Source organism: Streptosporangium sp. NPDC049046 (genome assembly GCF_040649155.1).
Taxonomy (GTDB): domain Bacteria; phylum Actinomycetota; class Actinomycetes; order Streptosporangiales; family Streptosporangiaceae; genus Streptosporangium.
In genome coordinates this window covers 1-23,621 of sequence record NZ_JBEZEZ010000059.1, presented here as the reverse complement: position 1 = coordinate 23,621, position 23,621 = coordinate 1, and the positions used below count along the sequence as shown (strand labels likewise).

Annotated in this window: 11 protein-coding genes and 3 tRNA genes; 9 read left to right on the top strand and 5 right to left on the bottom strand. The window is 73.3% G+C overall.

Annotation, left to right across the window (positions count from 1 at the left end):
• The 3 genes from AB0B96_RS39810 to AB0B96_RS39800 all read left to right on the top strand — a co-directional run.
• Positions 1 to 1,164 (top strand): beta-ketoacyl reductase (locus AB0B96_RS39810; protein WP_362907363.1); only part of this gene is annotated, 1,164 nt, incomplete at its 5' end.
• A 76-nt stretch (positions 1,165 to 1,240) separates the two neighbouring features.
• Positions 1,241 to 7,909: an SDR family NAD(P)-dependent oxidoreductase gene (locus tag AB0B96_RS39805; protein WP_362907361.1), complete on the top strand. Its 6,669-nt coding sequence runs from the start codon at positions 1,241 to 1,243 to the stop codon at positions 7,907 to 7,909.
• Between the two features lie 101 nt (positions 7,910 to 8,010).
• Positions 8,011 to 13,626 carry a type I polyketide synthase gene (locus AB0B96_RS39800; protein ID WP_362907359.1) on the top strand — a complete coding sequence of 1,872 codons (5,616 nt, stop codon included), beginning with the start codon at positions 8,011 to 8,013 and terminating at the stop codon, positions 13,624 to 13,626.
• A 147-nt stretch (positions 13,627 to 13,773) separates the two neighbouring features.
• Here AB0B96_RS39800 and AB0B96_RS39795 read toward each other — a convergent pair whose 3' ends face one another.
• Positions 13,774 to 14,811, bottom strand: a complete 1,038-nt coding sequence (locus AB0B96_RS39795) for a carboxymuconolactone decarboxylase family protein (protein ID WP_362907357.1) — start codon at positions 14,809 to 14,811, stop codon at positions 13,774 to 13,776.
• Between the two features lie 348 nt (positions 14,812 to 15,159).
• Between AB0B96_RS39795 and AB0B96_RS39790 the strand changes: the two genes are divergently transcribed.
• Complete coding sequence (locus AB0B96_RS39790) at positions 15,160 to 16,392, top strand: histidine kinase (RefSeq protein WP_362907355.1); 1,233 nt, start codon at positions 15,160 to 15,162, stop codon at positions 16,390 to 16,392.
• A 37-nt stretch (positions 16,393 to 16,429) separates the two neighbouring features.
• Positions 16,430 to 17,101, top strand: coding sequence for a response regulator transcription factor (locus AB0B96_RS39785; RefSeq protein WP_362907353.1), 672 nt, complete (start codon positions 16,430 to 16,432; stop codon positions 17,099 to 17,101).
• Between the two features lie 211 nt (positions 17,102 to 17,312).
• Here the strand turns inward: AB0B96_RS39785 and AB0B96_RS39780 are convergent.
• From AB0B96_RS39780 to AB0B96_RS39770, 3 genes are all read right to left on the bottom strand, one after another.
• Positions 17,313 to 17,387, bottom strand: a tRNA-Val gene (locus AB0B96_RS39780).
• 14 nt (positions 17,388 to 17,401) lie between these two features.
• A tRNA-Cys gene (locus AB0B96_RS39775) sits at positions 17,402 to 17,472 on the bottom strand.
• A gap of 27 nt (positions 17,473 to 17,499) precedes the next feature.
• Positions 17,500 to 17,571 (bottom strand) — tRNA-Gly (locus AB0B96_RS39770).
• Positions 17,572 to 17,723: 152 nt separating this feature from the next.
• On the opposite strand from AB0B96_RS39770, the gene hutH reads away from it, so the two are divergent.
• Positions 17,724 to 19,271 carry a histidine ammonia-lyase gene (hutH, locus tag AB0B96_RS39765; RefSeq protein ID WP_350949122.1) on the top strand — a complete coding sequence of 516 codons (1,548 nt, stop codon included), beginning with the start codon at positions 17,724 to 17,726 and terminating at the stop codon, positions 19,269 to 19,271.
• A gap of 81 nt (positions 19,272 to 19,352) precedes the next feature.
• Here hutH and AB0B96_RS39760 read toward each other — a convergent pair whose 3' ends face one another.
• Entirely contained in the window at positions 19,353 to 20,699 is a 1,347-nt protein-coding gene (locus AB0B96_RS39760; protein WP_362907350.1) for an NAD(P)-binding domain-containing protein, read from the bottom strand.
• A 58-nt stretch (positions 20,700 to 20,757) separates the two neighbouring features.
• Here AB0B96_RS39760 and AB0B96_RS39755 point away from each other — a divergent pair, with 58 nt between their 5' ends.
• Genes AB0B96_RS39755 through AB0B96_RS39745 form a run of 3 tightly spaced genes read left to right on the top strand, consistent with a single transcriptional unit; the run spans position 20,758 to position 23,520 of the window.
• Positions 20,758 to 21,669 (top strand): LysR family transcriptional regulator, encoded by a 912-nt coding sequence (locus tag AB0B96_RS39755; protein ID WP_362907348.1) that lies wholly within the window; start codon positions 20,758 to 20,760, stop codon positions 21,667 to 21,669.
• Positions 21,670 to 21,673: 4 nt separating this feature from the next.
• Complete coding sequence (locus AB0B96_RS39750; RefSeq protein WP_362907346.1) at positions 21,674 to 22,693, top strand: chorismate-binding protein; 1,020 nt, start codon at positions 21,674 to 21,676, stop codon at positions 22,691 to 22,693.
• Positions 22,690 to 23,520 (top strand): aminotransferase class IV, encoded by an 831-nt coding sequence (locus tag AB0B96_RS39745; RefSeq protein ID WP_350949126.1) that lies wholly within the window; start codon positions 22,690 to 22,692, stop codon positions 23,518 to 23,520. Before AB0B96_RS39750 ends, AB0B96_RS39745 begins: the two co-directional genes overlap by 4 nt.
• Positions 23,521 to 23,621 lie beyond the last annotated feature (101 nt).

Genomic DNA, 23,621 nt, shown 5'->3' with positions numbered 1-23,621 from the left:
TTGGGGGCGCAGGTGAGTGTGGTGGCGTGTGATGTGGCCGATCGTGAGGGGTTGGCGGCTGTGTTGGCGGGGATTCCCGCGGATCGGCCGTTGACGGGGGTGGTGCACACCGCCGGCGTCCTCGACGACGGACTGGTCCAATCCCTCACCCCGGAACGGGTGGACGCGGTGCTGCGGCCGAAGGTGGACGCGGCGTGGAACCTGCACGAGCTCACCCGTGACCTGGACCTGTCGGCGTTCGTGATGTTCTCCTCGGCCGCGGCGGTGCTGGACGGGGCGGGGCAGGGCGGCTACGCCGCCGCCAACGCCTTCCTCGACGCGCTGGCGGCGCACCGCAGGGCTCAGGGGCTGGCCGGGCTCTCGCTGGCCTGGGGTTTCTGGAACCAGCGCAGCGGCATGACCGGCCACCTCGCCGACGCCGACGTGGAGCGGATGGCCCGTTCAGGACTGGTCGCCCTGTCGTCGGAGGAGGGGATGGCCCTGTTCGACGCGGCCCGCGCCTTCGACGAGGCGCTGCTCGTGCCGATCAACCTCGACCTCGCCGCGCTGCGCGGCGAGAACGGCCTGCGCTCCGCGCTGCTGCGGGGTCTCGTCCGCGCCCCCGCCCGCCGGGTCGTCCGGACCGGGGGAGGCGTCACCTCCGGCGCCTCCGGGCTCGAACAGCGCCTGGCGGGTCTGTCGGAGGACGAGCAGCTGACCGCGCTCGTCAAGCTCGTCTGCGCCGAGGCCGCCGGGGTGCTCGGGCACACGAGCGTGGACTCGGTGGAACCCGAGAGGGCGTTCAAGGAGCTCGGGTTCGACTCGCTCACCGCCGTCGAACTGCGCAACCGGCTCGGTGGCGCCACCGGGCTGCGCCTGCCGACCACCCTGGTCTTCGACTACCCCAACCCCGGCGTGCTCGCCGAGCACATCAGGGCCGAGATCGCCCCGCCCGCCGCCGACCCCTCCGCGTCCGTGCTCGCGGAGGTCGACCGGCTGGAGACCCTCCTGTACGCGAGGAACGGCGGGGACACCGACAAGATCACAGCCCGGCTGCGGGCGCTGCTCCGCAAGTGGGACGACACGCACGGCGACCCGGTGGAGACCGAGCCCCGGCAGGACTTCGAGTCGGTCACCGACGACGAGCTCTTCGCGGTCCTCGACGGGGAACTCGGCGCCTCCTGACGGCGCCTCCCGACGGTGTCTTTTGACGGAGCACCCCATGACGAATCCCTACTGCCCCGAGGCTGGTTGACGTCCGATGCCGAATGACGACAAGCTGCGTGACTACCTCAAGCGTGCCACCGCCGACCTGCAGCACACCCGACGCCGCCTGCGTGAAGTGGAGGCGAGGGAACGCGAGCCGATCGCGGTCGTGGCAATGAGCTGCCGCCTGCCCGGTGGGGTGAACAGCCCGGAGGAACTCTGGCGGCTGGTCGCGGACGGGAAGGACGCCATGTCCGGGTTCCCCGGGGACCGGGGCTGGGACCTGGACCGGCTCTACCACCCCGACCCGGACACCCCCGGCACCACCTATGCCCGCGAGGGCGGGTTCGTCGCCGACGCCGGCGGTTTCGACGCGGGCTTCTTCGGGATGAGCCCGCGCGAGGCACTGGCGTCCGACCCGCAGCAGCGACTGCTGCTGGAGACCTCGTGGGAACTGCTGGAACGGGCGGGCATCGATCCCGCCACGGTGAAGGGCAGCCGGACGGGCGTCTTCGTCGGCGCGGCCTCCAGCGGGTACGGCATCGGCCAGGGGGTCTTCCCCGCGGGGGTCGAGGGTCACCTGCTGACGGGCACCTCCACCGCCGTCATGTCCGGGCGGATCTCCTACACCCTCGGCCTGGAGGGACCCGCGGTCACCGCCGACACCGCCTGCTCGTCCTCACTGGTGACCCTGCACCTGGCGTGCGAGTCCCTCAGAAGGGACGAGTGCTCCATGGCCATCACCGGCGGCGTCACGATCATCTTCACTCCCGAGATCTTCGTGGAGTTCAGCCGCCAGCGCGGCCTCGCCCCCGACAGCCGGGTGAAGGCCTTCGCCGCGGCCGCCGACGGCACCGCCTTCTCCGAGGGGATCGGCCTGCTGCTGCTGGAACGGCTGTCGGACGCGCGTCGCAACGGTCATCCGGTGCTGGCGGTGGTGCGGGGCAGCGCGGTCAACCAGGACGGCGCCAGCAACGGCCTGTCGGCTCCGAACGGTCCCTCCCAGCAGCGCGTCATCCGCCAGGCGCTCGCCAACTCCGAACTGGTGGCCGCCGACGTCGACGCGGTGGAGGCGCACGGCACCGGCACCATGCTCGGCGACCCGATCGAGGCCCAGGCGCTGCTCGCCACCTACGGTCAGGACCGCCCGGCCGATCGTCCCCTGTGGCTGGGTTCGGTGAAGTCCAACATCGGCCATACCCAGGCCGCCGCCGGGGTGGCGAGCGTCATCAAGGTCGTGATGGCCCTCCGGAACGGCTTGCTGCCCAGAACCCTGCACGTCGACGAGCCCACCCCGCACGTCGACTGGTCGGCGGGTGCGGTGTCGCTGCTCACCGAGCCCGTCGAGTGGCCGGAGAACGGCCACCCGCGCCGCGCGGGAGTCTCCGGTTTCGGGATCAGCGGCACCAACGCCCACGTCATCATCGAGCAGGCCCCCGCGCCCGTCGACACCGAGATCGAGGGGGCTCTGCCGGTTCCGACGGCGGAGCTCACCGGGGGATTGCCGTTGCCGTTCGTGGTGTCCGCGCGCGGCGAGGAGGCGCTGGGTGCGCAGGCCGCCCGCCTGGCGGCGTTCGTGGAGGAGCGCGAGGACCTGAGGCCGCTGGACATCGCGTACTCACTGGCCACCGGCAGGTCCGCCTTCGATCATCGTGCGGTGGTGGTGGGCGGGGACCGTGGGGGTGTGGTGGCCGGGTTGTCGGCGGTAGCCGGCGGTTCGGGTGTGGTGCGGGGGCGGGTGGGTGATGGCCGGGTGGCGGTGTTGTTCACCGGTCAGGGGTCGCAGCGGGCCGGGATGGGCCGGGAGCTGTATGAGCGGTTCCCGGTGTTCGCGGCGGCGTTGGACGCGGTGATCGCCGAGCTGGACCCGCTGCTTGAGGGGTCGTTGCGCGAGGTGCTGTTCGCCGAGCCGGGATCTGCGGAAGCGGAGTTGCTGGATCGGACCGGGTGGGCGCAGCCTGCGTTGTTCGCGGTGGAGACGGCGTTGTTCCGGTTGGTGTCCTCGTGGGGAGTGGCGCCGGGTGTGCTGGCTGGTCATTCGGTCGGGGAGATCGCGGCGGCGCATGTGGCGGGGGTGTTGTCGCTGGCGGATGCGTGTGTGTTGGTGGCGGGTCGGGCGCGGTTGATGCAGGCGTTGCCTGCGGGTGGGGCGATGGTGTCGGTGCGGGCCTCCGAGGGGGAGGTCGTCGAGCTGCTCGCTGGGCGTGAGGAGCGGGTGTCGGTCGCGGCGGTGAACGGTCCCGCGTCGGTGGTGGTCTCCGGGGTGGAGGAGGCGGTGCTTGAGGTGGTCGCCGCCTTGGAGGAGCGGGGGGTGCGGACGAGGCGGTTGCGGGTGTCGCACGCGTTCCATTCGCCGTTGATGGACCCGATGCTGGAGGACTTCCGCACCCTGGCCAGGACGCTCACCTACGACCCGCCGCGGATTCCGATCGTGTCGACGTTGACGGGGGAGCAGGTTACGGCGGAGCGGTTGTGTTCGCCGGAGTATTGGGTGGAGCAGGTGCGTGGTGCGGTGCGGTTCGCCGATGGGGTGGGGGTGTTGGCTTCTGCGGGGGTGGAGACGTTCGTGGAGGTGGGGCCGGACGGGGTGTTGTCGGCGATGGGGCAGGAGTGCCTGGCCGGCGACGGTTCCGGTGACGGTGCTGGTTCGGGGGTGGGGTCTGGGGCGGTGTTCGTGCCGGTGATGCGCCGGGATCGTGGCGAGGCTTCGGAGTTGGTCACGGCGTTGGGCGCCTTGCATACGCGGGGGGTGGCCGTTGACTGGGAGGCGTTCTTCACCGACGCCGCCACCGCGGCCGGAGTGGGGAGACCACGCCGGGTCGAACTGCCCACCTACGCCTTCCAGCACCGCGACTACTGGCTGCACGTCCCCACCTCCGGCGACCCCGAGTCCGTCGGCCTCGACACGCCGGGTCACCCCCTTCTGGGGGCCGCCGTCGAGCTGCCCGACTCCGGTGGACACCTGTTCACCGCCCGTCTCTCGGCCCGCACACACCCGTGGCTCGCGGACCACGCGGTGGGCGAGACGGTGCTGTTCCCCGGTACCGGGCTGGTGGAACTCGCCGTCCGCGCCGGGGACCAGGTCGGTTGCGACAGGATCGAGGAGCTCACCCTGGAGGCCCCGCTGGTCCTGACCGGCCAGAGCGGTGTCCAGGTGCAGGTCGTGCTCGGCGCGCCCGACGACTCCGGGGCCCGTGCGATCAGCGTCTACGGACGTGCCGAGGAGACCGCGGCCGACGAGGCGTGGACCCGGCACGCCACCGGCCTCCTCGCGCCGTCCGCCCCGTCCGGCGACTTCGACCTCGGTGAGTGGCCGCCGCCCGGTGCCGAGCCGGTGGAGACGGACGGCCTCTATGACCGGCTCGTCGACCTCGGCCTCCGCTACGGTCCGGCCTTCCGCGGCCTCAGGGCGGCCTGGACGCGTGGCGACGAGGTGTTCGCCGAGATCGCGCTGCCCGAGGGCGTCGCCGCCGACGCCGCCCTCTTCGGCGTCCACCCGGCCCTGCTGGACGCCGCCCTGCACGCCCTCGCCCTCAGTGACGCCTCGACGGAGCACGCCGCGCTGCCGTTCACGTGGTCGGAGGTGGAACTGCACGCCGCCGGGGCGTCAGGGCTGCGGGTGCGGGTGGTGCCGACCGGGGGCGACTCGCTGCGCCTGGAGGCGGCCGACCAGGCCGGGCGTCCTGTCGTGTCGATCGGCTCGCTCGTACTGCGGCCCATCGGTTCCGCCGACCTCGCCGGCGCACGCACGGACCCCGGGCGTTCGCTGCACCGGGTGGAGTGGGTCCCGGCCGAGGCCGGGACCGTACCGGTGCGGGAGTGGGCGCTGCTCGGCGGCGACGTCCCCGCCGCGGGGGAGGCGCTGCGCGCGGCCGGGATCTCCCCGGCCTCCTACGCCGGGATCGAGGAGCTGGTCGCGGCCCTCGACTCCGGTGCGACCGTTCCCGACGTCGTCCTCGTGAGCGCGGAGAGCGCCGGCGGGACCCCCGCTCATGACCACGCTCACGCCGCCGGACCCCACACCGACACCGAGATCGACACGGAAACCGGCACGGAGGCTGTGGCGGGGGCCGTCCGCTCGGCCGTTCAGCGGGCGCTGGACCTGGCTCGGGCCTGGTCGGCCGACGACCGCCTCGACGACTCCCGGCTGGTCTTCGTGACCCGGGGAGCGGTCTCCGCCGGGTCCGGGGAGAGCGCCCGTGACGTCGCGGGCGCCGCGGTGTGGGGCCTGGTCCGTTCCGCCCAGGCGGAGAACCCGGACAGGTTCGTCCTGGCCGACCTGGACGGTCATGCCGCGTCGGCGGGACGGCTCCCCGCCGCGCTCGCGACCGGCGAGCCGCAGGTGGCGCTGAGGGAAGGAGGAGCCGTGCTGGCCGCCAGGCTCGTCCGGGCGACCGGCGCCGGGCTCGTGCCGCCCGAGGGCGCCGCCTCCTGGCGGATGGACAGCCTGGACAAGGGCACCCTGGAGAATTTGGCCTTCCTGGACGCGCCCGCGGCCGTCGCCCCGTTGGCACCGGGACAGGTCAGGGTCGAGCTCCGCGCCGCCGGGGTGAACTTCCGGGACGTGCTCAACGCGCTCGGCATGTATCCGGGTGAGGCGGGCGCGATGGGCCTCGAAGGAGCGGGCCGCGTCGTGGAGGTCGGTCCCGGCGTCACCGCGTTCGCCGAGGGCGACCGGGTGATGGGCATGTTCGACGGCGGCGCGTTCGGCCCGCTGGCCGTCACCGACCACCGCCAGCTGGTCGCCGTGCCCGGCGGCTGGACCTTCGCCCAGGCCGCGTCGACGCCGGTCGCCTTCCTCACCGCGTACTACGCGCTGGTGGACCTGGCGGCCCTGAAGGCGGGGGAGAAGGTGCTGATCCACGCCGCCGCGGGCGGAGTGGGCATGGCGGCCGTGCAACTCGCCCGGCATTTCGGAGCCGAGGTCTACGGAACCGCCGGAACCGGCAAATGGGACGTCCTACGCTCCATGGGTCTGGACGAGGCCCACATCTCCTCCTCACGCACCCTGGACTTCGAATCCTCCTTCCTCGCCTCGACCGGCGGGGGAGGGGTCGACGTGGTGCTCAACTCGCTGGCGGGCGACTTCGTCGACGCCTCGCTGCGGATGCTGCCACGCGGCGGCCGGTTCGTGGAGATGGGCAAGACCGACGTTCGCCCGCCCGAGGCCGTGGCCGCCGAGCATCCCGGCGTCCGCTACCGCGACTTCGACCTCGTCGAGGCCGGGTACGACCGGATCGGGGAGATGCTGCGTGCACTCCTCGACCTGTTCGAGCGGGGGGCGATCCGGCCGCTGCCGGTGGTCGCCTGGGACATCCGCCGCGCCCCCGAGGCGTTCCGCTTCCTGTCGCAGGCCAGACACGTCGGCAAGGTCGCGCTCACCATGCCCGTCCCGCTCGCCCAGGACGGCACCGTGCTGGTGACCGGCGGCACCGGCGGCCTCGGCGGCCTCGTCGCCCGCCACCTCGTGACCGCCCACGGCGTCCGCAACCTCCTGCTGACCAGCCGTGGCGGTCCCGCCGCCCAGGGGGCGGAGCGGCTGCGTGCCGAACTGACGGACCTGGGGGCGAACGTCGAGATCGTCGCCTGCGACGCGGCCGACCGGACCGCCCTGGCGAAGCTGCTGGCCGGGGTGCCCGCCGAGCACCCGCTCACCGCGGTGGTGCACGCCGCGGGCGTACTGGACGACGGGACGATCGCCTCACTCACCCCCGACCGGGTGGACAGGGTGCTGCGCCCCAAGGCGGACGCCGCGCTGAACCTGCACGAGCTGACCCGCGACCTCGACCTGTCGTCGTTCGTACTGTTCTCGTCGGTGGCCGGCACGTTCGGCAGCACCGGGCAGGGTAACTACGCCGCGGCCAACGCGTTCCTGGACGCGCTGGCCGGGCTGCGGCGCGCGCGGGGACTGCCCGCGCTCTCGCTCGCCTGGGGCCCGTGGGCCGAGGTCGGCGGCATGCTCGGTACTCTCACCGACGCCGACATCGGCCGGATGGCCCGCGACGGTGTCGTGCCGCTGACACCGGAGGAGGGCCTGGCCCTGCTCGACGCCGCGGCGGGCAGGCCGGAGTCGGCGCTGGTGCCGATCCGCCTCGACGCCAAGGCGCTGGCGGCCAAGGGCGACCGGCTGCCGCCGCTGCTGCGGGGTGTGGTGCGCGCGCCGGCCCGCCGTACCGCGACGGCCGCCGGGGGCGGGCAGACCGGCGCGGACCTGCTCGCCGGCCTGGCCGCGCTCCCCGCGGCCGACCGTCACCGGATGCTGCTCGACCTGGTGCGGGCCGAGGTCGCCGCCGTGCTCGGCCACACCTCCACCGACCAGGTGGAGGCCGACCGGGCCTTCGACGAGATGGGCTTCGACTCGCTCACCTCGGTCGAGTTGCGCAACCGGCTGAACACCGCGACCGGCAGGCGGTTGCCCGCCACGCTGGTGTTCGACTACGCGAACCCGACCGCCCTCGCCGACTACCTGCGCGCGGAACTGGTGCCGGACGAGGCGCCGACCGAGGCACAGGTCCTGCGGGAACTCGACCGGCTGGGCCGGGTGCTCACCGAGATCACCCCCGACGAGGAGACGCGGTTCACGATCGCCACACGTCTGGGAGGTCTGCTGGCCCAGTGGCGCGGAGACAGGCCCGAGCCGGACGGAGCAGGCGCGGCCGTCGGCGAGGGCGTGGAGTCGGCGAGCGCCGACGAACTGTTCGCACTGATCGACAAGGGGCTCTGAGCCCAGTGTTCCCGAATGTTCCTGCCGTGATGAACGGTCTCTCCGTACCGAACGCCCCAGCGGTGGGCGCTCGGCTCGACGTGTGGGGAAGGTGACGTGACATGGCGGACGAGCAGAAGCTCCTCGGCTATCTCCGGCGGGTGACCGCGGACCTCCAGCAGGCCCAGCAGCGGCTGCGCGAGGTGGAGGCCAAGGACCGCGAGCCGATCGCGGTCATCGCGGCGGGATGCCGGTTCCCCGGGGGCGTGCGCAGCCCCGAGGAGCTGTGGCGGCTCGTCGCGGAGGGTCGCGACGGCGTCTCGGAGTTCCCCGGCGACCGGGGCTGGGATGTGGAGACCCTGTACGATCCGGAGCTCACCCGGCCGGGGACCAGCTACACCCGTGAGGGCGGTTTCCTCTACGACGCCGGAGACTTCGACGCGGGCTCCTTCGGTATCTCGCCGCGTGAGGCGCTCGCCGCCGACCCGCAGCAGCGGCTGCTTCTTGAGGTGTCGTGGGAGGCGTTCGAGCGGGCCGGCGTCGACCTGACCTCGCTGAAGGGAAGCCAGACCGGTGTCTTCGTCGGCGCCTTCTCCAGCGGGTACGGCACCGGCCTGGACGCGCTGCCGGAGGGGGTGGAGGGCCACCTGCTGACCGGCAACTCCACCGCCGTGATCTCCGGTCGGGTCGCCTACGTGTTCGGGCTCAAGGGTCCTGCGGTCACCGTCGACACCGCGTGCTCGTCGTCCCTGGTGGCGCTGCACTGGGCGTGCGAGTCGCTGCGGCGCGGGGAGAGCACGCTCGCCCTGGCCGGCGGGGTGACCGTGATGGCCACGCCCGAGGCTTTCGTGGAGTTCAGTCGCCAGCGGGGTCTCGCGCGAGACGGCCGCTGCAAGGCGTTCTCCGACGACGCCGACGGTACGGGGTGGGGTGAGGGCGCGGGCATGCTGCTGCTGGAGCGGCTGTCCGACGCGCGCCGCAACGGTCACCCGATCCTCGGGGTCATCCGCGGCTCCGCGGTCAACCAGGACGGTGCGAGCAACGGCCTGTCCGCCCCGAACGGGGTGTCCCAGCAACGGGTCATCCGCCGCGCGCTGGCCAACGCCGGTCTCGCCGCGTTCGACGTGGACGCCGTCGAGGCGCACGGTACCGGGACCACCCTCGGCGACCCGATCGAGGCGCAGGCCCTGCTCGCCGCGTACGGCGGGGACCGTCCGCAGGACCGGCCGCTCTGGCTGGGCTCGATCAAGTCGAACATCGGCCACACCCAGGCCGCCGCCGGGGTCGCGGGCGTGATCAAGATGCTGATGGCGTTGCGCGCCGGTGTCCTGCCCGCCACCCTGCACGTGTCCGAGCCTTCCTCCCACGTGGACTGGACGGCGGGGAACGTCCGACTGCTGACCGAACCCGTCGAGTGGCCGGACGACGTGGACCGGCCCCGCCGTGCGGGAGTCTCCTCCTTCGGCGTCAGCGGCACCAACGCCCATGTGATCGTCGAGCAGGCCCCGGCCGCCGAAGGCGCGTCCGGGGAGCCGGGGGAGGTTGGGGAGCCGGCGCCGATGCTCGCGCTGCCGGGCGGTGCGGCGGCGTGGGCGGTCTCGGCGAAGAGCGCGCCCGTCCTGCGAGCACAGCTCGACCGGCTTCTCGCCTACGCCGAGGAGCACCCGGGACGGCCGGCCGCCGACATCGGCCTCGCCCTGGCCGCGCGCACCGCCTTCCCGCACCGGGTCGTGGTGGTGGGACGCGACCGTGAGGAGTTGCTGGCCGGCGTGCGCGGGCTGATCTCGGGCGACCCGGTCGGCGGCGCGGTCACCGGGGTGGCGGCCGGGACGCCGGGCAAGACGGTGTTCGTCTTCCCCGGCCAGGGCTCGCAGTGGGCCGGGATGGCCACGGAACTGCTCGCCGCCTCCCCCCTCTTCGCCGCGCACCTCGCCGACTGCGAGCGGGCACTGGCGCCGTTCGTGGACTGGTCGCTGTCCGCTGTGCTGCGCGGGGAGGCGGGGGCACCCCCGCTGGACAGGGTGGACGTGGTCCAGCCGGTGCTGTGGGCGGTCATGGTGTCGCTCGCCCGCCTCTGGAGCGGTTACGGAATCCGCCCCGACGCCGTGATCGGCCACTCCCAGGGGGAGATCGCCGCCGCCACGGTCGCCGGGGCGCTCTCCCTCGACGACGGCGCCCGCGTCGCCGCCCTGCGCAGCCGGGCCATCGGCGACGTGCTCGCCGGGCGCGGAGGCATGGTCTCCGTCGGGCTGCCCGTCGATGAGCTGACCGCGCGGCTGGAGCCCTGGCGGGACCGGATCTCCGTCGCGGCGGTGAACGGGGCCCGCTCGGTCGTGGTCTCCGGCGTCCCGGACGCCCTCGACGAGCTGATCGACGAGCTGACCGGGGAGGGCGTGCGGGCCAGGAAGGTTCCCGTCGACTACGCCTCGCACTCCGCGCAGGTCGAGGAGCTGCGCGAGCGCCTGCTCCGTGATCTCGGGCCGATCGAGCCCCGCTCGGGCGAGGTGCCGATGATCTCCACGGTGACCGGCGACTGGATCGACACCACCGGTCTCGACGCCGAGTACTGGTACACCAACCTGCGCCGCACGGTCGGCTTCGACGGCGCCGTCCGCGCGCTCGCCGCGCAGGGGTACGGCGTGTTCGTCGAGGCCAGCCCGCACCCGGTGCTCACCATGGGCCTGCAGGAGACCTTCGACGCGCTCGGCCACGACGCCGTCGTCACCGGCACCCTGCGCCGCGACGAGGGCGGGCTGCCCCGGCTGCTCGCCTCCGCCGCCGAGCTGCACGTCCGGGGCGTCACCGTCGACTGGTCCGGCCTGTATCCCGGGGCCCGCCCGGTTGACCTGCCGACCTACGCCTTCCAGCGGCGGCGCTACTGGCTGGAGTCCTCGGCGGCCGTGCGGACCCCGGCCGCCGACCCCGTGGACACCGCCTTCTGGGAGGCCGTCGAGCACGGGAACGCGCTGAGCCTCGCCGACGACCTGCGGGTCGCTCCCGACGTCCTGAACGAGATGCTGCCCGCGCTGTCCTCCTGGCGTCGGCGCACGCGGGAGCGGGCCACGATCGACTCCTGGCGCTACCGGGTGGCCTGGCGGCCGGTCGGCGAGCCGGCGGGTGGCACGCTCACCGGCTCGTGGCTGGTCGCCCTGCCCGCGGACGACGCCCCCGCGACGACCGCGGTCGTCGCGGGGCTCGCCAGGAACGGCGCCCGGGTGATTCCCCTCGAGGTGGGCGGGCAGGACCGCGCCGCGCTCACCTCGGCGCTGCGCGACCGGCTCGCCGACGAGTCCGTGACCGGTGTGCTCTCCCTGCTGGCGCTGGACGAACACCTCCACCCGGTGCACCCGGGACTCTCACGCGGCACGGCGGCGACCGTCACCCTCGTCCAGGCCCTGAGCGACGCGGGCGTCACGGCGCCGCTGTGGGCCGTGACCTCCGGCGCGGTGGACACCGGCACCTCGGGGGCCGAGCAGACCTCCCGGGCGGAGCCGGGACGAAGCGGGGACGCCGCCCCGTTCCAGGCACAGGTCTGGGGGATCGGTACCGTCCTCGCCCTGGACCACCCGGACACCTGGGGCGGCCTCGTCGATCTGCCCCCCTCCCCGGACGAGCGGGCCGTCGACCGCCTCTGCGGCGTGCTGGCAGGGCCGGGCGGAGAGGAACAACTGGCGGTCAGGCAGAACGGGATCCTCGCCCGCCGGATGGTGCGGGCACCGATCGGCGCGGTCGAAAGCGCCTCAGGCTCCGGCGGTGTCCGGCGGCTGAGCGGCACCGCGCTCGTCACCGGCGGAACCGGCGGGGTCGGCGCGCACGTGGCCCGCTGGCTGGCGGGCCGGGGCGTCGAGCACCTGCTCCTGACGAGCCGGCGCGGACGCGCCGCCGAGGGCGCCGCCGAGCTGGAGGCCGAGCTCGCGGCCCTGGGCGTCACAGTCACGATCGCCGCGTGCGACGTCGCCGACCGCGAGGACCTCCGCCGCCTGCTGGACTCGCTGCCCGCCGAGTACCCGCTGCGCGCGGTGGTCCACGCGGCCGGCGTCGTCAGGGACGGCGCGCCGCTGCCCGGCACCACGGTCGAGGAGTTCGCCGAGGTCGGGCTGGCCAAGGTGGTGGGCGCGCGTCACCTGGACGAACTGCTGGGCGACCGGCCGCTGGACCTGTTCGCGCTGTTCTCCTCGGGGGCCGCCGTGTGGGGGCAGGGGGGACAGGCGGCGTACGCCGCGGCGAACGCGTTCCTGGACGCGCTGGCCGCTCGGCGCCGCGCCCGCGGAACGGCGGCCACCTGCGTCGCCTGGGGCGCCTGGGGCGGCGGCGGCATGGTGGACGACGAGGTCGGCTCCCGGCTGCGCCGCCTCGGCGTGCGTGCCATGGAGCCCTCCTCGGCCACGGCCGCGCTCGGCCAGGCCCTGGACCACGACGAGTCCCACCTGGTGGTGGCCGACATCGACTGGAGCCGGTTCGCCCCCGCATACACCCTCTCCAGGTCCCGCCCGCTGTTGCGCGCCCTTCCCGAGGTCACCGCGATCCTCTACGACGGCGACGCCGAGGAGGAGACGGACGGAGCGCCGTTGACGGCGAGGCTCTCCGGGCTTCCCGAGGAGGAGCGACTGGACGTGCTCCGCGAGGCGGTACGGGCGCACGCCGCCAGGGTGCTCGGCCACCCCGGCCCCGAGGCGGTCGACGCGCACCAGAACTTCCTGGAGGCCGGCTTCGACTCGCTGACCTCCATGGAACTGCGCAACGGCCTTGTCAAGGCGACCGGGCTGCGGATGCCCGCGACGGTGGTCTTCGACTATCCCAACCCCTCCGACCTGGCCAAACACCTCCTGGGCGAGCTGGCGGCCCGCCTGGACGGTGCCGGCGAGAACGCGCCGGGCGGTGCGGACCCCTCGGAGACCCCCAGCGCGTTGTTCCACGAGGCCGCCCGCGCGGGGAAGATGCACGAGGCCATGGGGCTGCTGCGGGCGATGGCCGACCTGCGTCCCTCCTTCTCCTCGGTCGAGGAGCTCGACGAGATCCCGCCGCCGGTCAAGCTCGCCTCCGGGCCCGGCACACCCGCGCTGTTCTGCTTCAGCACCCCCATGGCGCTGGGCGGGGCGACCCAGTTCGCCCGGCTCGCCGCGAACTTCCGCGGTGTCCGGGACCTCTTCGCGCTCACGGTGCCCGGTTTCGCCAAGGAGGAGAGGCTTCCCGGTACGGTCGACGCCGCGGTGCGGGTGTGGGCGGAGTCCGTACGCCGGGCCGCGGGGGACGAGCCGTTCGTGGTCCTCGGCTACTGCGCGGGCGGTATCTTCGCGCACGCCGCCGTCGGCTACCTGGAGAGTATCGGGATCAACCCGCGAGGACTGGTCCTGCTGGACACCTTCATGCCCGACGACAAGGTCATCGACGACATCGGCATGCAACTGGTGCGGGGCATGTTCGACAGGGAGGCGTCGTTCGGCCCGTTCACCAGCGCACGGCTGGCGGCGATGGGTCGCTACTACCGGCTGTTCCGTGAGAGCACGGTGGGCGAGGTACGCGCGCCCATCCTGTTCCTGCACCCGGACACCCCGCTGACCGGCTTCGACGGCGAGATACCCGTCACCGACGACTGGCGCGCCTCCTGGCACACCGACCACGTCCTCCGTGAGGTCGAGGGTGACCACTACACCATGCTGGAGGACAGGTCACCCTCGATGGCCCGTGCCATCGAGGGCTGGCTGGAGTCGCTGGAGTCGCCGCCCGCCGACCGCTGAGAACCGCGCCGCCGGGCTCACCCGGCCCGGCGGCGCCCGGGGTGCATCGGCGGCCTCTCGGGTACCGGCGAGAGAGTGGTGCACAGGTGAACGGGCCGAAGGGCTCGAACCACCCTTCGAGGCCGATCACGTCGTCGTGCGCCGTTGTCACGGCGACGGCGGCGCGGTCCGCGATCTTGTTCCGGACGGCTCGGGCAGATCCCGGCGGATCGACGCCTCGACGCCTTCGACAGCGGTGATCGCGCCGTACGCGATGAGCCGTACCAGGTCCGCGTCGTCGGGGTGGGTGACTCGCCAGGCCGCGACATCGGCGTCGGTGACGCGGTACGGTGCCAGCGCGGTGAGCAGGGCGAGTCTCGCCCCGGGAAGGTCGGAGCCGGTCAGGTCCGCCGACGGCCCGTCCAGCCACCCGCCACCCATCGCGGGATGCTCGCCGTCCCATGCGCCGACCGTCTCCAGCACGGCCGCGCGGGCCCGCTCGCCGAGCAGCGCCCCGCCCGCGCCCGCCGCCTCCCGAAGCGCGGCGAAGGCGGTACCCACCGGTGTGCCCGCCGCCCAGACGGGTTCCGGGAGCGCGGGTGGTTCCGCCAGAAAGGGGAGGCTCTCACCGGCCGGCAGTCGCCTGCGTACGGTGCGGGCCAGCACCCTGCCGCTCAGGTTGCGGACCAGCCGGGAATCCTGCAGCCTGCCGGGCAGCATGCTGTCGGTCAGCAGGGCAGAGGCGATGCGGTTGATGAAGTGGAAGGTCAGGGCGGTGCCGGCGTACTCGGCGGTGTGCTCAGCCGGGAACGGCGCCGGCTCCGGGCCCGCCGCGCCGGGTGTTCGGGTGGCCGTCGCCCAGCCGAGGAGCGCGGCGTGTCCGGGGTCGGCGGGCGTGTCGCCGCGTGAGATGTCCTCGGCCAGCCGGTGGTCGCCGGTGGCGTGCAACAGGGTGGTGTGCGCGGCCACGCAGTACGGGCACCGGTTGGCCATGGACACGCCGAGCGCGACCACCTCCCTGCCGGTCCTGGAGGCGGGGCCGGCCACGAGCGACTCGCGCAGCAGCGCCCAGGTCGCGGCGAGCAGGCCGGGGACGGGGGAGAGCGTCATGAGGACCGGCATCCTGGCGAGGCCGAAGTCGGTGGTCGCCTGGCCGTAGACGGCGGCGATCCGGCCGGTCGCGGCCTCGGGCGTAACGGGAGTCACGTATCGGAAGGTGTTCGCCATCTACCGTCGTTCCCTTCGTGATGGTCGGCCGGAATGCCGCCGTCAGAAAATCCGGCGGCGGTGTTCCGGAGCGAGGTGGTTCCAGCGGCCGGGTTCTGCCTCCGGCCGGCCCGTGCCGGGGCGATGGCCGATGGTCAGGCCGGTGGTCGTCGGCCGGTCGGTGAGTCGATGGTCGCCGACCGGCCCGATCCCGGGCGTCGCATCGGCGGATGCTCTCGCGCCCGCCACCGGGGGCGTAGCGATCCCGGGCCTACTCCAGCGGGAGTAGCTCCGGTCCCCTCTCCGCGGAGGAGGCGGAGGAGGCGGCGCCCGGTCTACTGTTCGGGCATGGATCGCATACGCGAATGGCGCGGGCACGTGCGCGGACCGCGGGGGCACGCGTACGGATGGCGCGATCGCGTACGCACCTGGGGCGGCGGGGTGCGCGGTGAGGGCGATCAGGTGCCCGACGCGGCACTCGCCGGGGGGATCGCCCTGCTGCTGGTGGTCGCGACGCTGGTCGGGCCGGAGCAGGGCGGTCCGCATGGGCCGGGGCCGGTCGAGTACGCGCTGCTGCTCGCCGGCACCCTGCCGCTCGCCGTCCGCCGCCGCCTTCCCGTCGTGGTCGCGCTGGTCACCGCGGTGTGCATGACGGCCTACTCGGTAAGGACCGGTGTCGGGCCTCCGACGGCCTTCCCGGTGCTGGTGGCCGTCCACACCGCGGTACTGACCGGTCACCGTGCCGCCGCGGTGGCCGCGAGCGTCGTCTTCCTGAGCGGTGATCTGGTGGCCGGCCTGTCGTCGGGGACCGGGTCCGGGGGACTCCCTCAGCAGTCGACCGGCCTGCTGGTCGGCTGGTTCGTCGCCGCCGGCGTCATGGGCGTGGTCTCCCGCCATCGCCGGGACGACCTGAGGCGGGCGGAGGAACGCGCCGCCGAGGCCGAGCGCACCCGAGAGGAGACGGCCCGCCGCCGCGCGGACGAGGAACGGCTGAGGATCGCCAGGGAACTGCACGACTCGCTCACCCACAGCATCTCCGTGATCAAGGTACAGGCCGGGGTCGCGGTCCACCTCGCCCGCAAGCGAGGTGAGGAGGTGTCCGCGCCGCTGCTCGCCATCCAGGAGGCCGGCGGGGAGGCGATGAGAGAGCTGCGCGTCACCCTGGAGGTACTGCGCGACGACGAGCCGCCCGTCAGCGGGCTCGACCGCCTCACCGAGCTGGTCGAACGGTCGCGGGCGACGGGCCTGCCCGCGACCGTGGTCGTGGACGGGGAGCGGCGGCCGCTCTCGGTGGACGTCGACCGCACCGCGTACCGGATCGTCCAGGAGGCGCTCACCAACGCCGCCAGGCACGCGGGTCCCGCGGCGGCGTCGGTGCGCATCACCTACGGCCCGAAGGAGCTGACCGTGCAGATCGACGACGACGGGAGGGCGGATCCCGGCGCCGTACCGACGCCCGGGGTCGGGCTGAGCGGCATGCGTGAGAGGGTCACCGCGCTCGGCGGGAGGCTGCGCGCCGGCCCCCGCAGCGAGGGCGGTTTCAGCGTCCGCGCCGAACTTCCCGTTGACGGTTCCCCGTGACGCGCGCCCGCGCCGGGCTTTCGCCGGAGGGCGCCCGGTGATCCGCATGTTGCTCGTCGACGACCAGGCGCTCATCCGCGCCGGATTTCGCGCCCTGCTCGACGCCGAGGACGACATCGAGGTGGTGGCCGAGGCGGCCGACGGGCTGCGGGGGGTCGAACTGGCCGCCCGGCACGTTCCCGACGTCGTGCTCCTCGACATCCAGATGCCCGTCCTCGACGGTATCGAGGCGACCAGGCGGATCGCCGCCGACCCGGACCTGGCCGGTGTGCACGTCGTCATCCTCACCAACTACGGGCTCGACGAGTACGTCTTCGACGCCCTGCGCGCGGGCGCGGCCGGATTCATGGTCAAGGACACCGAACCCGAGGACCTGCTGCACGGTGTCCGCGTGGCCGCGCGGGGCGACGCCCTGCTCTCGCCCGCCATCACCCGCAAGTTGATCGACCAGTACGTCTCCCGGCGCCCCGACGTGAGCACGGACGGCGCGATGAAGGTCCTCACCAGGCGCGAGCGGGAGGTCGTGGCACTGGTCGGCCGGGGCCTCAGCAACGACGAGATCGCCGCGCACATGGTGATCAGCCCGTTCACCGCCAAGACCCATGTCAGCCGCGCCATGACCAAAGCCGGTGCCCGCGACCGTGCCCAGCTCGTCGTCCTCGCCTACGAGTCGGGCCTGATCACACCCCGGTCCGTGGGCGGCCCGTAACCGCTCGGACGAGCCGGGCCGGGTGCTCGCCGGGCGAAGCGGGCGGCGGGTGGCCCGTCCGGGCCGATGGCGACGGGGTCAGGGACAGGAAACCCGGCCGGGCCGATGGAGGTCGGCCCGGAACAGGCCCGGAACGGGTGGAACAAAAAGAAGGCCGTCGACGACCCCGAGCGGGGACGTCGACGGCCGTTTCGCCGTGTTCCGTGGCGGATGGTGGACGATACAGGGATTGAACCTGTGACCTCTTCCGTGTCAGGGAAGCGCTCTCCCGCTGAGCTAATCGTCCTCGCTGAAAACCAGAGGTGGAGACGGGATTTGAACCCGTGTAGACGGCTTTGCAGGCCGTTGCCTCGCCTCTCGGCCACTCCACCGAGTGGGGGGCGGATGCCCCTTTTCCGAGCGGAAGACGGGATTCGAACCCGCGACCCTCACCTTGGCAAGGTGATGCTCTACCACTGAGCCACTTCCGCGTGCTTCCGGGACCGGCCCGGACTCACTGTGAGAACTCTAGCGAATACCCGGCGACTCCCCAAACCGAATACGGCCGCTATCGTGAGATGTAAGGAGCCAGCTATGGTTTCACCAGTTACCACGACTCACCCTACGCGAGAGAGTTGGCAGTATGCGCGACAACGATGTCGTGACCATCGGGCCGGAGCCGCTGAGCTTCGAGGAGGTCGTCAGGGTCGCCAGGCACGGTGCCCCGGTACGCCTCGGCGACGACGCCCTGGCCGCCATGGCGGCGGCCCGCACCCGGGTGGACGAGCTGGCCGAGAGCCCCACCCCCGCCTACGGCGTCTCCACCGGGTTCGGCGCGCTGGCCACCCGGCACATCGACCCCTCGCTCCGCGCCCAGCTGCAGCGATCCCTCGTACGCTCGCACGCCGCCGGCTCGGGTCCCGAGGTCGAGATCGAGGTCACCCGGGCGATGATGCTGCTGCGCCTGCACACCCTGGCCACCGGCCGCACCGGCGTGCGCCCGAAGACGGCCAGGGTGCTGGAGGGCCTGCTCAACGCGCGGATCACCCCCGTCGTGCACGAGTACGGAAGCCTCGGCTGCTCCGGCGACCTCGCGCCGCTCTCCCACGTGGCCCTCACGATCATGGGCGAAGGCGTCGTCCGCGACGCCGCGGGGGAGCGGGCCGACGCCGCGGAGGCGCTCAAGCAGGCGGGGATCGAGCCCGTGGAGCTCGCGGCGAAGGAGGGGCTCGCGCTCGTCAACGGCACCGACGGCATGCTCGGCATGCTCATCCTGGCGATGGACGACCTCACCCGCCTGTTCAGGACCGCCGACGTGAGCGCGGCCATGAGCGTGGAGGCGCTCCTGGGCACCGACCGCGTCTTCGCCGCCGACCTGCAGGCCCTGCGCCCGCATCCCGGGCAGGCGGCCAGTGCCGCCAACCTCAGGGCACTGCTCGACGGCTCGCAGATCATGGATTCCCATCGGGACGGCACCTGCACCCGCGTCCAGGACGCGTACTCCCTCAGGTGTGCCCCGCAGGTCGCGGGGGCCGCCCGCGACACCCTGGCGCACGCCGCCCTGGTCGCCGGGCGGGAGCTGGCCTCCGCGATCGACAATCCGGTGGTCCTCGCCGACGGCCGGGTGGAGTCCAACGGCAACTTCCACGGGGCCCCCGTCGGCTACGTGCTCGACTTCCTGGCCATCGCGGTCGCGGACATGGCGAGCATCTCCGAGCGCCGCACCGACCGCATGCTGGACGTGGCCCGCAACCACGGCCTGCCCGCCTTCCTCGCGGACGACCCCGGCGTCGACTCCGGCCACATGATCGCCCAGTACACCCAGGCGGCGGTGGTCTCCGAGCTCAAGCGCCTGGCCGCGCCCGCGAGCGTCGACTCCATCCCGAGCTCCGCGATGCAGGAGGACCACGTCTCCATGGGCTGGTCGGCCGCGCGCAAGCTGCGCCGTTCGGTGGACGGCCTCACCCGGGTGCTGGCGGTGGAGGTCTTCACCGCCGCGCGGGCCCTGGATCTGCGTGCCCCGCTGCGGCCGGCCGCGGCGACCGCGGCCGTCGTGGACGTCGTGCGCCAGTCCGTTCCCGGGCCGGGTCCCGACCGCTTCCTCGCTCCGGAGATCGAGACGGTGGTCCAGCTCGTCGCGGCCAACGCGATCGTCGCCGCGGCGGAGACGGTCACCGGCCCTCTGTCGTAGAGCCGGTACGGAGCCGGGCCGGGAGCGGCCACGGGCCGGTGGCTCCCGGCCCGCCGACGCGGCGGGTGGGCGCGGCCGCCGTCACCGGCTCGTGGGGATGGCGGCGATCACCTCCACCTCGATGAGCAGCCCCGGCCGGAACAGCCGTGAGACCTCCACGGTGGTGCTGGCCGGGGGTTCGCCGGTGATGTGGCGCTCGCGCACGGCCGCGTACTCCCGCAACAGCGATATATCGGTCAGATGGCTCCGGATGTGAGTCACGTCGTCGAACGTGCAGCCCCGATCGGCGAGGACGCGTGACAGCAGGTCCATCACGTATTCGGACTGACGCGTCATGTCCCCCTCACCGACGACCTTCCCCTCCTCGTCCAGCGCCACCTGCCCCGAGACGAACAGCAGGCCTGCGGCCTCGGTGGCGTGGGAGTAGAGCCCGTTGGTGGGAGGCACCGTGGCCGGGTTCAGTTTCCGCACGCCGACACGGCCCGGATCCCCCTCCCTGACGTCCCCGACGTTTTCGGTGGCCCCGATGTCCCCGGTATCCCCGACCGGTCCCTCCGCCACCTCCCGTTCCACCGGTAGCGCCTGGCTCGCGTCGTCCGTCCGCTCCGCCCCTGTGGGACCGGTCGTGGCGACGTGCGCGAAGATCGCTGTCAGGTCCGCCTCGGCGAGCCCGGCCGCGGCAGCGTCCGCCAGTCTCCTCCCGGCCGCGGCGGCGAGCGTCTGGGTCCCGTGCGCGGCCAGCCCCACGTCCTTGGCCGCCAGGCCGAGGGCGTAGCGCGTCTCATGCGGGCCGCCCTCGACGGCCGGGCGGACCCGTTCGACGAGGGCACTCAGCGGCGTGCCGCCGAGCACCTCCAGGAGGTCCGCGGTGTCCACCCCGGTCGCCCTCGCGTACGCGAGGGTCTCGGCGAGCAGCACCTGGGCGGGCACCAGCGCGCTCATGACGGCGAGCTTCATCGCCGCGCCCGCGCCGGGACCGCCGACCTCACGCACCCGGCCGAACACTCCCAGCACCTTCCGGCAGCGGGCAAGGTCCTCGGGCAGGCCCCCGGCCAGCACCGTCAAAGTTCCGTGCTCGGCCGGTCGCACGCTGCCCAGGACCGGCGCGTCGACCAGCCCCACCCCCGTGGGAAGCAGGTCGCGCAGCCCGGCCAGCGCCTCAGGCCCGATCGTCGACATCTCCGCGACCACCGTCCCGGCCCGCAGTCCCGGTGCCGCGTCCGTGAGGACCCGCCGCACCGCCGTGGGGTCGCTGAGCATCGTGACGACCAGCTCCGCCCCGGCCACGGCCTCGGCGGGTGACGCCGCCGAGGCGGCGCCCTCGACCGTGCGGGGGGTGCGGTTCCACGTCGTCACCTCGTACCCGGCCTTCACCAGTCGCCGGGCCATCGGGGCGCCCATGCGCCCCAGTCCGAGAAAGGAGATCATGCGCTCCACGCTACGAACCGGCGAGGCATTCCACAAATGACTAGATTGCATGTAAGCCATGCAAGGGAGGAATGTGTTCGACGTCGAGGCGTTGCGCCTGCTGGACACCGTGGCCCGCACCGGATCGTTCACCGCGGCGGCCGTCAGGCTCAACTACACCCAGTCCGCCGTGTCCCGCCGCATCGCCGCGCTCGAAAACCGGGCGGGCGGCCCGCTGTTCGAGCGGCTTTCGCGCGGGGTGCGGCTCACGCCCGCCGGTGAGGCTCTGCACCACCACGCCCAGGTGGTTCTGAACCGGCTGACCAGGGCGGAGGAGGAACTGGCCGGGATCTACGGCGGCTACCGGGGGCGGCTGCGGGTGGGGGCGTTCGCCACCGCGAACGTCGCGCTCGTGCCGGGCGCCCTGCGCGCGTTCCGGGAGGACTTCCCCCGGGTCGAGCTCGTCCCGATCGAAGGGCCGAGCGGGAGTCTGCTGCGGCGCATGCGCGAGGGTGACCTGGACGTCGCGGTGATCAGCGACTACCTGGCCGAGCCGCCCCGTGAAGGGGGCGAGGAGGAGATGGAGCTGGTCGAGCTGGTCGGCGACGAGCTGCTCGTCGCGCTGCCCCGCGACCACCGGCTGGCGGCGGAGGAGATCGTCGACCTGCGTGAGCTGCGGGAGGAGGCCTGGATCGAGGCGCCCTCGCCCGGCCGGGCCACCGCGCTCGTCGCGGCCTGCGCCCGCGCCGGGTTCGCGCCTCGTGCCACGGTCAGGATCGGTGAGTGGACGGGCAAGTTCGGGTTCGTCGCGGCAGGGCTCGGCGTCACGCTCGTGCCCTCCATCGCGGCCTCCGCCGTGCCGCCCGATCTGGTGCTCCGCTCCCTGGGCGACCTCGCCCCGCGCAGGACCGTCTACGCGGCCCTGCCGCCCAACCCCCTGCCCGCCGCCCGCACCCTGGTACGGCTGCTGGCCGGAGCGGCGGGACAATAGGGAAGTGCATGATTCTTTTGCGCATGTCACCGGATATCTGGCGACCGGTCTCCGGGACCTCACCACCGATCTCGCCGCGCTGGACGGCGAGGGATGGTGGGCCGTCGTGGTCGACTACGAGGGCAAGGTGACGTGCGCCCGGTTCGGCGACGTCCGCAGGGCACCGCTGCCCGCGCCGCGCGGCCCCTGGCGGGGCCCGCACCCGTCGTCGTGGCGCACCTCCCTGGACCGGGCCGCCTACGAGGACGGCGTGCGGCGCATCCGCGCCTACATCGAGCGGGGCGAGGTCTACCAGGCCAACCTCTGCCGGGTGCTGACCGCGCCGCTCCCGGCGGGGGAGGAGCCCGACCCGCTCGCCCTGGCCGTACGGCTGGCGGAGGGCAACCCCGCCCCCTATGCCGCCACGGTGAGCCTGCCGGGACTGGCCGTCGTGTCGGCCTCCCCGGAGCTCTTCCTGTCCAGGAACGGCGACGTGGTCGAGTCCGGGCCGATCAAGGGAACCGGGGTCACCGCGGGGGACCTGCTGGAGAAGGATTACGCGGAGAACGTGATGATCGTCGATCTCGTCCGCAACGACCTGGGCAAGGTCGCCGTGGTCGGTTCGGTGAGCGTGCCCGCCCTGTGCGAGGTGGAGGAGCACCCCGGGCTCGTGCACCTGGTCTCCACGGTCCGGGCGCGGCTCGCGCCGGAGTACGGGTGGCCGGACCTGTTCTCCGCGACCTTCCCGCCGGGCTCGGTGACCGGAGCCCCGAAATCCTCGGCTCTGAGGATCATCGATGAGCTCGAACCCGAGCCGCGCGGGCCCTACTGTGGAACCGTGGGCTGGGTCGACGCCGACCGGCGGCGGGCCTGCCTGGCCGTGGGAATCCGCACGTTCTGGTTGTCGTCCGACGAGATCCGTTTCGGTACGGGCGCGGGCATAACCTGGGGGAGCGACCCGCGACGCGAATGGGACGAGACCGAGTTGAAGGCCTCCCGGCTCATCGCGCTGGCATCAACATCAGGTTCAGAAGGAGTCGGATGAACGTACCTATATGGCTTAACGGGGCACTTGTCGCTCCGGATCAGGCCACCGTCTCGGTGTTCGATCACGGCTTGATGGTCGGTGACGGGGTGTTCGAGACCATCAAGTGCGTGAACGGCACCACGTTCGCGCTCACCCGCCACCTCGACCGGCTCACGCTCTCGGCGCGGCGGATGGATCTGCCCGACCCCGACGTGGAGGCGATCGCCGACGGGGTCCGCGCCTGCCTGGCCGAGGCCCCGCCCTGGAAGCTCGGCCGCGTCCGCGTCACCTACACCAGCGGCCCGGGACCGCTCGGCTCCGACCGGGGCGACCAGGGCTGCACGACCGTGGTGATCGTCGACGAGCAGAAGCCGTTCCCGGCCACCGCCGACGTCACCGTCGTGCCCTGGCCGCGCAACGAGCGCGGCGCGCTCGCCGGGGTGAAGAGCACCTCCTACGGAGACAACGCCAAGGCGCTGTTCTACGCCAAGGCCAGGGGCGGAGGCGAGGCGATCTTCGAGAACCTCGCGGGCGACCTCTGCGAGGGCACCGGCAGCAACGTCTTCGTCGTACGCGACGGGAGGCTGCTCACCCCCACGCTCGCCTCGGGCTGCCTGGCGGGGGTCACCCGCGCGCTCGCCCTGGAGTGGTGCGGGGGCATCGAGGAGGACGTCCCGCTCTCGGCCCTGTACGAGGCCGAGGAGGCGTTCCTCACCTCCACCACCCGCGACATCCAGCCGATCCGCGCGGTCGACCAGACCGTGCTGCCCGCCGCGCCCGGCCCGATCACCGCCAAGGCCATGCGGGTCTTCGCCGAGCGCTCCGCCGCCGACCTCGACCCCTGAGCGACCCCTGAGCCCCGGACGACCGGCTCCGGGGAGCGGGCCCCCCCCCCCCCCCGGGGGGGGGCCGCCCCCCGCGCCCCGGGGGCGCCGGGCGGCCGGGG

Coding starts and splice junctions, on each gene's coding strand:
- AB0B96_RS39760 (WP_362907350.1), bottom strand. CDS start 20,699: ATGATCTCCTTTCTCGGACTGGGGCGCATGGGCGCCCCGATGGCCCGG.
- AB0B96_RS39800 (WP_362907359.1), top strand. CDS start 8,011: ATGGCGGACGAGCAGAAGCTCCTCGGCTATCTCCGGCGGGTGACCGCG.
- hutH (WP_350949122.1), top strand. CDS start 17,724: ATGCGCGACAACGATGTCGTGACCATCGGGCCGGAGCCGCTGAGCTTC.
- AB0B96_RS39755 (WP_362907348.1), top strand. CDS start 20,758: ATGCAAGGGAGGAATGTGTTCGACGTCGAGGCGTTGCGCCTGCTGGAC.
- AB0B96_RS39745 (WP_350949126.1), top strand. CDS start 22,690: ATGAACGTACCTATATGGCTTAACGGGGCACTTGTCGCTCCGGATCAG.
- AB0B96_RS39790 (WP_362907355.1), top strand. CDS start 15,160: ATGGATCGCATACGCGAATGGCGCGGGCACGTGCGCGGACCGCGGGGG.
- AB0B96_RS39805 (WP_362907361.1), top strand. CDS start 1,241: ATGCCGAATGACGACAAGCTGCGTGACTACCTCAAGCGTGCCACCGCC.